General features: G+C 72.1%; 11 protein-coding genes and 2 pseudogenes. All 13 read right to left on the bottom strand.

Translation table 11 applies throughout. The features are described 5' to 3' along the window. Positions 1 to 125: 125 nt before the first annotated feature. A complete protein-coding gene (gene der / locus ABXS69_RS05965) occupies positions 126 to 2,309 on the bottom strand; it encodes a bifunctional cytidylate kinase/GTPase Der (RefSeq protein WP_366179852.1) in 2,184 nt (727 codons plus the stop codon). Positions 2,310 to 2,640: 331 nt separating this feature from the next. Next, positions 2,641 to 3,814, bottom strand: a pseudogene (locus tag ABXS69_RS05960) (prephenate dehydrogenase). A 56-nt stretch (positions 3,815 to 3,870) separates the two neighbouring features. Further along, on the bottom strand, positions 3,871 to 4,857 hold the full coding sequence (locus tag ABXS69_RS05955; RefSeq protein WP_366179851.1) for a pseudouridine synthase: 987 nt from the start codon (positions 4,855 to 4,857) through the stop codon (positions 3,871 to 3,873). Continuing rightward, positions 4,854 to 5,432 (bottom strand): SMC-Scp complex subunit ScpB, encoded by a 579-nt coding sequence (gene scpB, locus ABXS69_RS05950; RefSeq protein ID WP_366181546.1) that lies wholly within the window; start codon positions 5,430 to 5,432, stop codon positions 4,854 to 4,856. The genes ABXS69_RS05955 and scpB overlap by 4 nt, the downstream gene beginning before the upstream one ends. Positions 5,433 to 5,503: 71 nt before the next feature. Then, positions 5,504 to 6,286, bottom strand: coding sequence for a ScpA family protein (locus ABXS69_RS05945; protein WP_366181545.1), 783 nt, complete (start codon positions 6,284 to 6,286; stop codon positions 5,504 to 5,506). A gap of 127 nt (positions 6,287 to 6,413) precedes the next feature. Continuing rightward, positions 6,414 to 7,277 (bottom strand): ParA family protein, encoded by an 864-nt coding sequence (locus ABXS69_RS05940; RefSeq protein ID WP_366179850.1) that lies wholly within the window; start codon positions 7,275 to 7,277, stop codon positions 6,414 to 6,416. 44 nt (positions 7,278 to 7,321) lie between these two features. Next, positions 7,322 to 8,293 carry a site-specific tyrosine recombinase XerD gene (locus ABXS69_RS05935; protein WP_366181544.1) on the bottom strand — a complete coding sequence of 324 codons (972 nt, stop codon included), beginning with the start codon at positions 8,291 to 8,293 and terminating at the stop codon, positions 7,322 to 7,324. Positions 8,294 to 8,346: 53 nt separating this feature from the next. After that, the gene (gene secG / locus ABXS69_RS05930) at positions 8,347 to 8,589 is read right to left on the bottom strand and encodes a preprotein translocase subunit SecG (RefSeq protein ID WP_159522980.1); all 243 of its coding nucleotides are present in this window, start codon (positions 8,587 to 8,589) and stop codon (positions 8,347 to 8,349) included. A gap of 223 nt (positions 8,590 to 8,812) precedes the next feature. After that, on the bottom strand, positions 8,813 to 9,595 hold the full coding sequence (tpiA, locus tag ABXS69_RS05925) for a triose-phosphate isomerase (RefSeq protein ID WP_366179849.1): 783 nt from the start codon (positions 9,593 to 9,595) through the stop codon (positions 8,813 to 8,815). A 49-nt stretch (positions 9,596 to 9,644) separates the two neighbouring features. Continuing rightward, on the bottom strand, positions 9,645 to 10,838 hold the full coding sequence (locus ABXS69_RS05920; protein ID WP_366179848.1) for a phosphoglycerate kinase: 1,194 nt from the start codon (positions 10,836 to 10,838) through the stop codon (positions 9,645 to 9,647). 161 nt (positions 10,839 to 10,999) lie between these two features. Then, positions 11,000 to 12,008: pseudogene (gene gap / locus ABXS69_RS05915) on the bottom strand (type I glyceraldehyde-3-phosphate dehydrogenase). A 269-nt stretch (positions 12,009 to 12,277) separates the two neighbouring features. Then, a complete protein-coding gene (whiA, locus tag ABXS69_RS05910) occupies positions 12,278 to 13,258 on the bottom strand; it encodes a DNA-binding protein WhiA (RefSeq protein WP_366179847.1) in 981 nt (326 codons plus the stop codon). A 54-nt stretch (positions 13,259 to 13,312) separates the two neighbouring features. Beyond that, positions 13,313 to 14,320, bottom strand: coding sequence for a uridine diphosphate-N-acetylglucosamine-binding protein YvcK (gene yvcK / locus ABXS69_RS05905; protein WP_366179846.1), 1,008 nt, complete (start codon positions 14,318 to 14,320; stop codon positions 13,313 to 13,315). Positions 14,321 to 14,323 lie beyond the last annotated feature (3 nt).

Below are 14,323 nucleotides of genomic sequence, written 5' to 3'. Positions count from 1 at the left end.
CAGCAGTGACACGCGGCGTCACCGGCGTCTGACCCGTCTGCGCCTGACACCGATGGCGCGCGGTGGAGCTCGTCCTCATCCTTCTCGCGCTCGTCGGCCTCCTCCTGGTATGAGCAGCCCGCTGCTCACCGCCGCTGGCGCTTCTCCCTCACCCGCACGCCGATCTGGATGGGGGTGCCCACGAAGCCGAACTCCTCGCGCAGGCGGCGCTCGATGAAGCGCCGGTAGCCGGCGTCGAGGAGCCCGGTGGTGAAGATGACGATGCGCGGCGGGCGCACCTGGGCCTGGGTGGCGAAGAGGATGCGGGGCTGCTTGCCGCCGCGCAGCGGGTGCGGTGTGGCGGCCTGGAGCTCGCCGAGGAAGGAGTTGAGGCGCCCGGTGGGCACGCGGGTCCCCCAGCCCTCCAGGGCCGCGTCAAGAGCGCGCACGAGCCTGTTCGTGTGCCAGCCGGTGGCGGCGGCGAGGTTGATGTGCGGGGCCCAGGCCACGTGCGCGAGATCGTGCTCGATCTCCCACCTGAGCATCTTCTGGCGGTCCTCGTCCACAAGGTCCCACTTGTTGTTGACCAGCACGAGGGCGCGCCCGGCGTCAACCGCCTGCTGGATGACGCGCACGTCCTGCTCCGTCAGCGGCTCGGAGGCGTCCAGGAGGACGACGGCGACCTCCGCCTTCTCAATGGCCCCCTGGGTTCGCAGGACGGCGTAGTAGTCGGCGCCCCGCGACTGGCGCACGCGGCGGCGGATGCCCGCGGTGTCGACGAACACCCACTGGCGCCCGTCGAGCTCGATGATCTCGTCGACCGGGTCCCGGGTGGTGCCGGCCAGCTCGTTGACGACGACGCGGTCCTGCCCGGCGATGGAGTTCAGCAGTGAGGACTTGCCGACGTTCGGGCGCCCCACGAGGGCGATGCGGTGCATTCGGCCCTCGGGGGCGGCGGGGGCGACGGCCGAGACCTCCGGGAGGACCTCCATGCAGGCGTCGAGGACCTCACCGCTGCCGCGCCCGTGGAGCGCCGAGACGGCATAGGGCTCGCCCAGGCCCAGGTTCCACAGCGCCGCGGCGTCGCCCTCCTGGGCCGGGGAGTCCACCTTGTTGGCCGCCAGCACGACCGGCTTGCCGCTGCGCCGCAGGAGGCGGACCACCTGGGCGTCGGCCTCGGTGATCCCCACCTGCGCGTCGACGACGAGCAGGACGGCGTCGGCGAGCTCCACGGCCACCTCGGCCTGGGAGGCGACGGAGGCCTCGAGGCCCTCGACGTCGACCTCCCAGCCACCCGTGTCCACGATGGTGAAGCGGCGGCCGACCCATTCGGCGGGATAGGAGACACGGTCGCGGGTGACGCCCGGGGTGTCCTGGACGACGGCCTCGCGACGCCCGAGAACCCGGTTGACGAGGGTGGACTTACCGACGTTCGGGCGCCCCACAACGGCGAGCACCGGCAGCCCCGCCTCGAAGGCGGCGTCACCGGAGGGGAGCTCCTCCTCGCCGTCGAGGAGGGCGACGTCCTCATCCTCGAGCTCGTACTCCTCCAGGCCCGCGCGCAGGGCGTCGGCCCGCAGCTCATCATCCTGGTCGCGCTCGGCGGCCTCGGCGCGGGCGGCCTCGATCAGGCCCAGGACGTGCTCGACGGTCTCCTCGAGCGTCATGTCGGAGGAGTCCACGAGGGTGACGCCCTCGGGGGCGGTGAGGAACTGGGAGACGGTGGCGTCGTCCCGGTCGCGGCGCACCACCTGGTCGCGCAGGGCGGCGGCGTCGACGCTCTTCCCCGCGGCCTCCAGGTCCCCCGCACGGCGGGCCAGGCGGGCCTCCTCGCTGGCCGTCACCAGGAGGCGGACATCAGCATCGGGGGCGATGACGGTGGTGATGTCACGGCCCTCCGCGACGATCCCCTCCCCCGCGCTGAACGGGCGGTAAGGACCGACGGCGTCGCGGGACTCGCCCGCGATGATCTCGCGCTGGAGGCGGGCGAGCTCGGCGCGCACGTCCAGGTTGGTGGCGACCTTTGATACGACGGAGGCGATATGCGGGTCGCGGATGGCCTCTGCGATGTCGACGCCGTCGCAGGCCACCCCCGGGGCCGTGGGATCGAGGCCCATGTCAAGGGGCATGGTGAGGACCGCGCGGGTGACGGCTCCCGCGTCCACCTCGTCGGCGGTCAGGTCAATGCCGGTGCGCTCGCACCACCAGGCGGCGGCGCGGTACATGGCGCCGGTGTCGAGATAGGCCAGGCCCAGCGTGGCGGCGACCCGCTTGGCGACGGTGGACTTGCCCGACCCGCTCGGTCCGTCAATGGCGACGACGATTCCCATGTGCTCCCGGCCCTTCCTCGCGATGCGCTAGAGCGCTCAACCGGCCAAGCGTCCCATATCCCCCCGCGCTCGCGCCAAAGCCACCCCGTCCCCTCCCCTCACCGAGACCGGTCGAGAACAGTATCGAGACCGGTCCGACGGGGGCAGCGCTCGCCCCGAGCGCTCTCTCACGCCGAAGAAACCGTCTCGGCCCGCGAACACGCCCTCACGCCGGAAATACCGTCTCGGCCCGGCGTTGCGCCCTCATTCTCGCAGTTCGAGGGCGCAACGCCGGGCCGAGACGGTTTCTGCGGGCTCAGACGGTTTCCACGGACTGAGGGCCCGCCGTGCCTCAGGCGACGACGACCCTCCAGCCCCGCTCATCCAGCGCAGCCTCCAGGGGCTGGGCGGCGCTGGGCAGCACGGAGATCATGGCCAGGCCCGCGCTCTGCCCGGCGGAGTGCTCCATGGCGAAGTCCTCGATATTGACCCCCGCCTCGCCGACATCGGTGAACAGGCGGCCCAGGTGGCCGGGCTTGTCGGGGACGAGGACCTGGACCACCGCGTAGCGCCTGGGCGCCCCGCCGTGCTTGCCGGGGATGCGGGCCTGACCGGCGTTGCCGCGCCTCATGACGTCCGTGATGGCGCTGACGGCGCCGGGCGCGATCTCCTCGGCCCTGACCGGGCCGGCGCCCTCCTCCCCGGCAGCGTCAACGGTGGCCGGCTCGATCCCTCTGATGAGCGCGTCGAGATCATCGCGCAGCTCCCGCAGCAGCCCGGTCACGGGACCGACGTTGCCCACCACGATCGCGGACCACAGCCGGGGATCGGAGGCGGCGATGCGGGTCACATCCCTAATGCCCTGGCCCGCGAGCTTCGAGCGCCGCCTCCGGCAGTGCCTCGAGACGGGCGGCGACGAGCGAGGAGACCAGTTGCGGCATGTGCGAGACGGCGGCGACGGCGTCGTCGTGCTCGGAGGCGCCCAGCCGCAGTGGCGCCGCCCCGGCGTCCATCGCCAGGTTGCGCACGGCGATCTCCGCGGCCGGCTCGGCGCCGTCGGCGACGATCACCCAGGGGCGGCCCGCGAAGAGGTCGGAGTCGGCAGCCCCGGCTCCCGAGCGCTCCCGGCCGGCCATGGGGTGCGAGCCCACGTAGCGGGAGGCGGCCGTGCCGGCCCGGGCCCTCACCTCCGCGCCCACGCGCGCCTTGACGGAGGCGACGTCGGTGACCACCGCCCCGGGGTGGGCCTCCAGGGCCCCCACGACCACTTGCGCGGCCACATCCGGTGGGGTGGCGACGACGACGAGCGCCGGCTCGGGGTCCCCCTCTCTCCTGATGGCGCCGGCGCCCATGTCCCGGGCCAGGGCGAGCGAGGTGGGCGAGGTGTCCTGGAGCTGGACGGGCACGTCGGCCGCCCGCAGGACGAGCGCGAGCGAGGTGCCGAGCAGTCCGGTGCCGATGATGAGCACAGGGCCGCGCGTGGCGGCGGGAGGGCGCGCCGTCGGGCCTCCCCCTGGCCCCTTCACGGCCTCACCCGTTCCCCGACCGGGCGGGCCCGCCTGGATGACGCGCTCCTCCCGGCTCATAGCCCGACCTCCTTCTGGAGGGCGGCGACCTCCTCAGCGGTGAGAGCCCTCATGGCTCCGGGCTTGAGGCTGCCGAGCGCCAACGGCCCGAGCCTGGTGCGGGACAGCCGGATGACGGGGTGCCCGACGGCGTCGAGCATGCGGCGCACAATGCGGTTCTTACCCGAGTGGAGGGTGATCTCGATAATGGACCCGGCGGGCCCGGAGTCCTTGACGACGACGCGGTCCGCCTGAGCGGGCCCGTCCTCGAGCTCGATGCCGCGCTTGAGCTTGCGGGGCACCCAGTGCTCGACCTCGCCCTCGACGATGGCGACGTAGGTCTTGGAGATCTCGTAGCTGGGGTGCATGAGCCGGTGGGAGAGATCGCCGTCGTTGGACAGCAGGATGAGCCCCTCGGTCTCGGCATCGAGGCGGCCGACGTGGACCAGGCGCACGGACTCGGGGTGATCGATCTCGTCGGCGTGCTCGGCGACGTAGCGCTCGGCGAGCTCGGCGACGGTGGTCCGCCCCTGAGGGTCCTCCATCGTGGTGACGACGCCGGCGGGCTTATGCAGCAGCACGGTGATGACGTCGGGGTTGGTGAGGATGCGCGATCCGTCCACGCGGATCTCCTGGGTCAGGGGGTCAACGCGCACCCCGACCTCGGTGACGACGACGCCGTCGACGCTCACTCGGCCCGCGGCGATGATCACCTCGCAGGCCCGGCGGGACGCCACGCCCGCGTGGGCAAGGACCTTCTGGAGGCGCTGCCCGGAGTCGACGTGCGGGTCATCCTCACCGCCCCGGGAGGCCCTGCGGCGCTCGTCGATGAGCCTGAGCTCCTCGTCCTCGGCCAGGGCGCCGTCGTCGAAGGCGGCGATCTCCTCGGGAGTCAGGCCCGCGTCGCCGAGCTCCTCGATGTCGTCCTCGTCGTAGAACTCCTCGGCCCCGAAGTCGCCCAGGGGGACCTGATCATTGCCGGTGCTGTGACCGCGGGTGCTCATCGCGCCTCCGTCTCGTGCTCGATGTCCTCCAGCTGGGAGGCGTCCGGGAGGTGGGGTGCCAGGGGCGGCAGCTCGTCGAGGCCGTCGATCCCCAGGTACTCGAGAAACTCGTTGGTCGTACGGTAGAGGATCGCGCCGGAGGCCTCATTGCCGGCCTCCTCGATGAGCCCGCGGGCGTGGAGGGTGCGCACGACGCCGTCGACGTTGACCCCGCGGATGGCGGCGATGCGCCCGCGGGTGACGGGCTGGCGGTAGGCGACGACGGCGAGGGTCTCCAGCGCCGCCTGGGACAGGCGCGCGGAGGCCCCGCCGACGACGAAGCCCTCGACGATCCCGGCGTGCTCGGGCGCGGAGGCGAGGCGCCAGCCCCCGGCCGAGCGACGCAGGATGAACCCCCGGCGGCGCGCGGCCGCCCCGCCCGCGGCCTCGCCCCGGTACTCGGCAGCCAAGGCCTGGAGCAGCGCCTCGGCCTCATCGGCCCCCAGGCCCAGGGCCCCGCCGAGCGCGGCGGGAGTCACGGGCTCATCGGAGACGACGAGCACCGCCTCGGCCGCGGCCAGCAGCTCATCGCTCACGGCGTCGCCGCCCCCGGGCGCCTCCTGGCCGCCGGCCCCCCGGGCGGCCCGCGCCGCCGCGGCATCCCCGCTCATGAGAACTCCTCCCCCAGGCCGTCCATGTCCGGGCCCATGATGCCTGCCAGATCGTCCTCCCCGCCGCACCACGTCACCGTGATCTCGCCCATGGCCTCGCCCTGCTCCAGGTCGACGCTGCCCTGCCGGTGAAGGATGAGCAGGCCGAGGAAGCGGGCCACGACGACGGCAACGCGCTCGGCGTCGCCCGTGAGCTCGGAGAAGGTGAGCGTCCCGGCGGCGCGCAGGCGCTGGGCGAGCACGGTGATCTGCTCGCTGACCGGGACCGCCTCGTGGAGGTGGACGGTCTGCACGCCCGGAGCGTCGGGGCGGTTGAACGCGGCCACGGCGATGCGGGCGAGATCGGCGGGGCCGACGGTGGCCACGAGCCTGGGCAGCAGGGAGGCGAGCTCGGGGGCGAGGGCGACGACTCGCGGGTGGGCGGTGGCCGCCTCGGCGGCCATGGCGGACAGGGCGGAGGCGGCCCGCTTGTAGGCGCGGTACTGCAGGAGCCGGGCGAAGAGCAGGTCACGGGCCTCCAACAGCTCCAGATCCTCGTCCTCCTCCCCGTCCGCCCGGGGCAGGAGGCGGTGGGCCTTGAGCGCCAGGAGCGTGGAGGCCACCACGACGAACTCACTGGCGTGCCCGAGGTCCCAGTCGGCGCGCATATGGGCGATGAACTCGTCAGTGACCTCGGCCAGGGCGAGCTCGGTGACATCGAGCCGGCGCCTGGCGATGAGGCTGAGGAGGAGGTCGAAGGGGCCCTCGAACTGGGGCAGGCTGACGGAGAAGCCGGGGATCCTGACAGGCCCCTCCTGCTCGGCGCCCTCGCGACCGCCGGCGCGCGCCCTGGCGTCGAGCTCGCCGCCCCCCGTGGGCTCCCCCGCGTCCTCGGGCGTCGCGTGTCTCCCGGGCGCGGCGACCTCCTCAGGCGACACAGCCGCGAGCGATGATCTCCCGTGCCAGGCGCCGGTAGGCCTCGGCGCCGACGTGCGTGGGGGCGTAGGTGTTAATGGGCTCGGCGGCCACGGAGGCGTCGGGGAACTTCACCGTTCGGCGGATCCGCGTGTCGAAGAGACGCTCGCCGAAGGCCTGCTCCAGGCGCTCCAGGACCTCCCGGGAGTGCAGGGTGCGGGAGTCCACCATGGTGGCGAGGATGCCGTCGATGTCGAGGCGCGGGTTCAGGCGGTCCTTGATCCGCTCGACGGTCTCCACGAGGAGGGCCACGCCGCGCAGGGCGAAGAACTCGGTCTCCAGCGGGATGATGACGCCATGGGAGGCGGTCAGCGCGTTGACCGTGAGCAGGCCGAGGGAGGGCTGGCAGTCCACGATGATGGCGTCGTAGTCGTCGACGACGGGGCGGAGCACCCGGGCGAGCGCCTGCTCGCGGGCCACCTCGTTGACGAGCTGGACCTCCGCGGCGGACAGGTCGATATTGGCGGGCACGAGGTCCAGGCCCGGCATGGAGGTCTGCTGGATGACGGGCAGGATGTCGGGGCGGGCGGCCACGAGGAGGTCGTAGATGGTGGTGTCGAGCTCGTTGGCGTTGACGCCGAGCCCGGCGGAGGCGGCTCCCTGCGGGTCGAAGTCGACGATGAGCACCTTGCGCCCGTACTCCACGAGGGAGGCCCCCAGGCTGATCGTGGTCGTCGTCTTGCCGACGCCGCCCTTCTGATTGCACATGGAGATGATCCGTGCCGGCCCGTGGGACTCCAGGGGCGCGGGGACAGGGAACTCCTTCTGCTCAGGGGCGGGAAGGTCGATCAGGCCGGGCTGCTTGGAGTCACTCACAGGGCCAGGGTAGCGGACGGCACTGGAATCATCAGCAGGCATCATCAGTGAGCCCGGGGGTGGCTCGTGGCGTAGACCTCGCGGAGGTGGTCGACGGTCACCTTCGTGTAGATCTGGGTGGTGGTGACCGAGGCGTGGCCGAGCATCTCCTGGACGACCCGCACGTCGGCCCCGCCCGCGAGCAGGTGGGTGGCGAAGGAGTGGCGCAGCGTGTGCGGCGAGATATGGCGGCCGGCTCGCGCGACAGCGTCCTCCCCGACGACGGCGTCGGGGGTGGCGGGGACCTCGCCGGGGAGCCGGCCGACGAGCCCGGCGCGGGCAGCGGCCTGCTGGAGGACGCTCCACGCGGTCTGGCGGGACAGGGGCCGCCCGAGCGTGTTGAGGAAGACCTCGGGCACTCCCCTGCCCTTGGAGGCCAGGCTCGGCCGCCCGCGGACGAGGTAGGCGTCGAGGGCCGCCCAGGCGTACTGGCCCATGGGGACGATCCTCTCCTTGCGTCCCTTGCCGAAGAGCCGGAGCACGCCCGAGCCGGAGTCGAGGTCGTCGACGACGAGGCCGACTGCCTCGGAGATGCGGGCCCCTGTGGCGTAGAGGACCTCCAGGAGGGCTCGGTCGCGCAGGCTCACGGGCGAGTCGTCGACGGCGGCCGCCTCCAGGAGCGCGCGAACCTCCTCGACGCTGAGAGCCTTGGGCAGGCGGCGCCCGACCTGCGGGGGGCGGACGGCCGCGGAGGGGTCGGTCGGCGTGGTGCCCTCGTCGAGGAGGAACCGGTGCCAGCCGCGCACGGCGGTGACGGCGCGGGCTGCGGAGGAGGCGGCCAGGGAGCGCCCCCCGTCCTCGCCGGTGCGGATGGCCTGGGAGAAGGCGGAGACGTCCTCCTCGGCGACGCCGCCGGGCTCTGTGATGCCGCGTCCCCGGAGGAACCCCGCGTATCGGGACAGGTCCCGCAGATAGGCGGCAAGGGTGTTCTCGCTCAGGCCCCGCTCGACCCGCAGATGCGCGAGATACCCGCGCAGGGATCGCTCGAGGGCGTCCCCACGCGGGTCTGCTGCGTGGCTGGATGGGGTGGTCAGGAGAACTTCGCCAGGAGCCCGAGGCCGATGATCGTCACGCTCCACACGAGACCCACGCCCACGGTGATCCGGTCGAGGTTGCGCTCGGCGACGCCGGAGGAGCCGGCCGAGGAGGAGATGCCGCCGCCGAACATGTCCGACAGGCCGCCGCCCTTCCCCTTGTGCAGGAGGATCGACATGATGAGGAAGAAGCTCGATAGAACGAGGAGCACCTGGAGGATGATGCGGAGGATGTCCACGCCGTCGTCCTTTCATTGATGGGGCCCGCGGGGCCCAGGAGGAGCGGATGCGCCGCTGGCGAGCGATCGCGCGGCATGACCGTGGCCGACTTTACCCGAATAGCGCGCCGGGGTCAGGGCGCACCTCCTGTGAGGCGCCCTGACCCCGATCGCGGTTGCGTCACGGGCGCCGCCCCGCCCGCGCGCCTGACGCGGCGGCGGATGGCGCGGCGCCCGATCCCGCTCAGGCGGCGTAGAAGCGGCACATGGCCGCGAAGGAGTCCGCCTTGAGGGAGGCGCCGCCGATGAGGGCGCCGTCGATGTCGGGCTGGGCCATGAGCTCGACGATGTTGCCGGGCTTGGCAGAGCCGCCGTAGAGCACGCGGGTGGCCGCGGCGGTGGCCTCGCCAAAGTCCTCGCGCAGGGCAGCGCGGATGGCTCCGCAGACCTCCTGGGCGTCGTCGGCGGTGGCGGTCTCGCCGGTGCCGATGGCCCAGATGGGCTCGTAGGCGATGACGATCTTGGCGACGTCCTCGGCGCTCCATCCCTTGAGGGCGGCGCGGACCTGGCCGAGCACGAACTCGACGTGCGTGCCGGCCTTGCGGATCTCCAGGGCCTCGCCGCAGCAAAGGATCGGCGTCATGCCGGCGTCGAGGGCCTTGCGGGCCTTGGCGCCGACGATCTCATCGGACTCGTTGTGGTACTCGCGGCGCTCGGAGTGGCCCATGACCACGTACGAGCAGCCGAGCTTGGTGAGCATGGCGGTGGAGATCTCACCGGTGTAGGCGCCGTTGTCGTGGACGGAGACGTCCTGGGCGCCGTACTTGATCTCCAGGTTGTCGGCGTCGACGACGGTCTGCACGGTGCGCAGGTCGGTGAAGGGCGGGATCACGACGGCCTCGCACTTGGCGAAGTCGTGTCCGGCGTCCTTGAGCTCCATGGCGATGCCCTGGACGAGGTGGTTGGCCTCGAGGTGGTCCAGGTTCATCTTCCAGTTGCCGGCCATGAGGGGGGTGCGGTTCGACATTGCGATGGTGTCCTTCGTTGTCAGTCGGGGTGTGGGGCGGTCGGCGTGATCAGCCCTCGAGGACGGCGATGCCCGGCAGGGTCTTGCCCTCGAGGAGCTCCAGGGAGGCGCCGCCACCGGTGGAGATGTGGGAGAACGTGGTCTCGTCGAAGCCGAGGGTGCGCACGGCCGCGGCGGAGTCACCGCCGCCGATGACGCTGAAGGCGTCGGAGTCGCTGATGGCCTTGGCCACGGCCTTGGTGCCGGCGGCGAAGGCGTCGAACTCGAAGACGCCCATGGGGCCGTTCCACACGACGGTCTTGGACGAGGCGATGGCCTCGCTGAAGGCCTCGGCGGTCTTGGGGCCGATGTCCAGGCCCATCTGGTCGGCCGGGATGGAGTCGGCAGCCACGACGGTCGCGGGGGCGTCAGCCTTGAACTCCGGGGCGACGACCGTGTCGACGGGCAGGAGGAGCTCGACGCCGTTGGCCTTGGCGGTGGCCAGGTAGCCCTTGACGGTCTCGACCTGGTCCTTCTCCAGCAGGGAGGCGCCGACCTCGTGGCCCTGGGCGACGAGGAAGGTGTAGGCCATGCCGCCGCCGATGAGGAGGCGGTCCGCCTTGGACAGCAGGTTGGCGATGACGCCGAGCTTGTCGGAGACCTTGGAGCCGCCGAGGACCACGGTGTAGGGGCGCTCGGGGTCGTTGACGGCACGCCCGAGGGACTCGATCTCCTTGACCACGAGCAGACCCGCGGCGGCAGGAAGGATCTTGGCGATGTCGTAGACCGAGGCCTGCTTGCGGTGGACCACGCCGAAGCCGTCGGAGACAAAGGCGTCGGCGAGCTCGGCGAGCTGGGCGGCGAAGGCCTCGCGCTCGGCGTCGTCCTTGGAGGTCTCGGCGGCGTTGAAGCGCACGTTCTCCAGCAGGACGATCTCACCGGCGCTCATGGCGGCGACAGCGGCCTTGGCGGACTCGCCGACGGTGTCCTCGGCCAGCACGACCTTGACGCCGGTGACCTCGGCGAGGCGCTTGGCGACGGGAGCGAGGGAGAAGTCCGGGTTGGCCTGGCCCTTGGGACGGCCGAGGTGGGCGGTGATGATGACCTTGGCGCCGGCCTGGAGCAGCTTGCGCAGGGTGGGCAGGGCGGCCTGGATGCGCCCGTCGTCGGTGATGTTCTTGTCGGCGTCGAGCGGGACGTTGAAGTCGGAGCGGACGAGGACGCGCTTGCCGGCCAGGTCGCCGAGGGACTCGATGGTCTTCATGAAACCTCTCAAGGTGTGTTGCGGGGTTCGAGTGAACGGTGGATGGGGGACGGGTGGCCGACGCCCGCGCACGCTGGGCGTGCGCGGGCGTCTTCTCATCGGGCGCTCACGGCGCTCATCACGCCGCGCCTCCCGATCGTCGGCTCAGCTCGTGCGCTGGTTCAGGCGAGCTTGGAGCCGACCAGGGCGGTCAGCTGCACGAGGCGGTTGGAGTAGCCCCACTCGTTGTCGTACCAGGACAGGACCTTGACGAGGTTGCCGATGACCTTGGTCTCGGAGGCGTCGAAGATCGAGGAGTGCGGGTCGCCGACGATGTCGGTGGAGACGATCGGGTCCTCGGTGTAGGCGAGGATGCCCTTGAGCCCGCCCTCGGCGGCGGCCTTCACGGCGGCGTTGACGGACTCGACGGAGACCTCCTTCTCGGCCTGGAAGGTCAGGTCGGTCAGGGAGCCCGTCGGGGTGGGCACGCGGACGGCGAGGCCGTCGAACTTGCCCTTGAGCTCGGGCAGGACGAGGGCCACGGCCTGGGCGGCGCCGGTCTTGGTGGGGATCATGTTGAGCGCGGCGGCGCGGGCGCGACGCAGGTCGCCGTGCGGGGCGTCGAGGACGCGCTGGTCACCCGTGTAGGAGTGGATGGTGGTCATGATGCCCTGGACGATGCCGAAGTTCTCGTGGAGGACCTTGGCCAGCGGCGCGAGGCAGTTGGTGGTGCAGGAGGCGTTGGACACGATGTTCATCGTGGCGTTGTCGTAGTCGGCCTCGTTCACGCCCACGACGAAGGTGCCGTCGACGTTCTTCGCGGGGGCGGAGATGACGACCTTCTTGGCGCCGGCGTCGATGTGGGCCTTGGCCTTCTCGCCATCGGTGAAGAAGCCGGTGGACTCCACGACGACCTCGACGCCGAGCTTCGCCCCAGGGGAGCTGGGCCGGGTCGCGCTGCTCCAGGACCTTGATGCGCTTGCCGTTGACGGTGATGCCGTCGTCGTCGAAGGAGACCTCGCCGTCGAAGCGACCGAGGATGGAGTCGTACTTGAGGAGGTGGGCGAGGGTCTTGTTGTCGGTCAGGTCGTTGACCGCAACGATCTCGATGTCGGCGCCCTGCTCAAGCGCGGCACGGAAGAAGTTGCGGCCGATGCGGCCGAAGCCGTTGATGCCAACGCGGGTGGTCACTTTGTGTCCTCCTAATGCGCCGGTGAGGCGCACGGTTACGTAATTCGAGCGCATCATCGATGCGCCCCGGCCCACCGGAAGAGCTTTCAAGAGGTTCCGTGAGCCGGCTCTCCGAGTCTACCGGCGCAGCGCGGTGAGGCGCGACTGGGATCCACGCCCTCGGCGAACGCTCCTAGGGCCACCGGCGCGATCTCGTCGCGACGGCCTCGGCATGGGGGACGGACGTCCCAGGCCCCTCCGAGGCGCGGGCGCCGGGCCGACGCCAGCGCCTACAGGTCGAGCATGTCCGGGGTGAGGACGGACTCGGTGTCGGGGATGCCCAGGTCGTGGGCGCGCTTGTCCGCCATGGCGAGCAGGCGGCGGATGCGCCCGGCGACGGCGTCCTTGGTGAGCTGGGGGTCGGAGAGCTGCCCGAGCTCCTCGAGGCTGGCCTGCTTGTTGGCGATGCGCAGTCGGCCTGCCTCGACGAGGTGGGCGGGGACGTCGTCGCCCAGGATCTCGAAGGCCCTCTCCACCCGCGCCCCGGAGGCGACGGCGGCCCGGGCGGAGCGGCGCAGGTTGGCGTCGTCGAAGTTGGCCAGGCGGTTGGCGGTTCCGCGCGACTCGCGGCGGCTGCGCCTCTCGCCCCAGGCCTTGAAGGCCTCCTTGGCGCCCATCCGGTCCAGCAGGACGCCGATGGCCTCGCCGTCGCGCACGACGACGCGGTCAGCTCCGCGCACCTCGCGGGCCTTGGCGGCCACGTCGAAGCGGCGGGCGGCGCCGACGAGCGCCAGGGCCGCCTCGGAGCCCGGGCAGGTGACCTCCAGGGACGAGGAGCGTCCCGGCTCGGTCAGGGAGCCGCGGGCGAGGAAGGCGCCCCTCCAGGCGGCGGCGGCCGAGGTGCGCACGCCGTGGACGACCGCCACGGGCATCCCGCGCACGGGGCGGCCGCGCCCGTCGACGAGTCCGATCAGGCGCGCGAGCTCCTTGCCGCGCTCGCTCACGCGCAGGACGTAGCGGGTGCCGCGGTGCAGCGACCCCCCTTGGACCACCAGGACCTCGGGCTCCATGCCGAAGAGGTCCTTGAGGTCGTGGTGGAGGCGGCGCACCGCCCCGCCGTGGTCGAGCTCGGCCTCGACGACGATGCGCCCGGAGACGATGTGGAGCCCACCGCCGAAGCGCAGCATCGACGCCACCTGGGCGCGGCGCTGCGCGGTGCTCTCCGCGCTCACGCGCGCCAACTCGTCCTTGACGGTGACGGTCAGCGACATACCTTCCGTTTCTCCTCGCTCGTGCCTGGCTGAGGGGCTGGGCCGCGCCCGGGCTCAGCACCCCGGGGATCCGCCGATGCCGACATCGCCCACCACGCCGTCGAAGGCGTCCCGGAAGGCGGCGGCCAGCCGCAGGGGGTCATGGTTGCACATGGAGTCCCCGGTGCGCACCTGCCGCAGGATCACAGTCGCGCCCATGGCCCCCGCGACCTCCTCGAGATCCTCGAGATCCTCGATGGTGGAGGGGTCGGCGAGGACCACGTCGAGGCGCAGCGCGGGCGCGTGCTCGCGCAGGACTCTCAGGAGATCGGCCGCCGTCATGCCGTCGGTCTCCCCGCTCTGCGCCGTGAGGTTGAGGACGACGGCCCGCCTGGCGCGGGTGGTGACGAGGGCCTCTCGCAGGGAGGGCAGGATGACGTGGGGCAGGACGGAGGTGTACCAGGAGCCCGGGCCTAGCACCACCCACTCGGCCTCCTCGATGGCGCGGATGGCCTCGGGATGGGCCTGGGCGCCCTCGGGGACGACGGTGACGTTCTCGAGTCGGCCGCGCGTCTTGGCCACGGCGACCTGGCCGCTCACGCGCGAGCGCTCATCGCCGTCGACGACATCGGCCTCGATGACCAGCGGGGATGCGCTCATCGGGATGACCCGTCCGTGGATGCCCAGCAGGCGGCCCACCCAGCCCAGCCCCTCGACCTCATCGTCCAGGAGCTGCCACAGGGCCAGGATGAGGAGGTTGCCCAGGGCGTGGTTGTCCAGCTCGCCCTCGCCGGAGAAGCGGTGCTGGAGGACGTCGCGCCAGGTGAGGCCCCATTCGGACTCATCGCACAGGGAGGCCAGGGCCATGCGCAGGTCGCCCGGGGGCAGGCAGTCGAACTCCTGGCGCAGGCGGCCCGAGGAGCCGCCGTCGTCGGCGACGGTGACGACCGCCGTGAGCCGGTTGGTCACGTGCCGCAGGGCCCGCAGGGTGGCCGACAGCCCGTGGCCCCCTCCCAGGGCCACGACGGCGGGGCCCTCCTCCCCGCGCCGGGGCCAGCCCCCGGCGTCGATGGTGGTCGGCATGGC

The organism is Actinomyces timonensis (genome assembly GCF_040702965.1).
GTDB lineage: Bacteria > Actinomycetota > Actinomycetes > Actinomycetales > Actinomycetaceae > Actinomyces > Actinomyces timonensis_A.
This window is presented reverse-complemented; position numbering and strand designations above follow the sequence as displayed.

Coding starts and splice junctions, on each gene's coding strand:
- yvcK (WP_366179846.1), bottom strand. CDS start 14,320: ATGCCGACCACCATCGACGCCGGGGGCTGGCCCCGGCGCGGGGAGGAG.
- der (WP_366179852.1), bottom strand. CDS start 2,309: ATGGGAATCGTCGTCGCCATTGACGGACCGAGCGGGTCGGGCAAGTCC.
- ABXS69_RS05920 (WP_366179848.1), bottom strand. CDS start 10,838: ATGAAGACCATCGAGTCCCTCGGCGACCTGGCCGGCAAGCGCGTCCTC.
- ABXS69_RS05955 (WP_366179851.1), bottom strand. CDS start 4,857: ATGAGCACCCGCGGTCACAGCACCGGCAATGATCAGGTCCCCCTGGGC.
- whiA (WP_366179847.1), bottom strand. CDS start 13,258: ATGTCGCTGACCGTCACCGTCAAGGACGAGTTGGCGCGCGTGAGCGCG.
- tpiA (WP_366179849.1), bottom strand. CDS start 9,595: ATGTCGAACCGCACCCCCCTCATGGCCGGCAACTGGAAGATGAACCTG.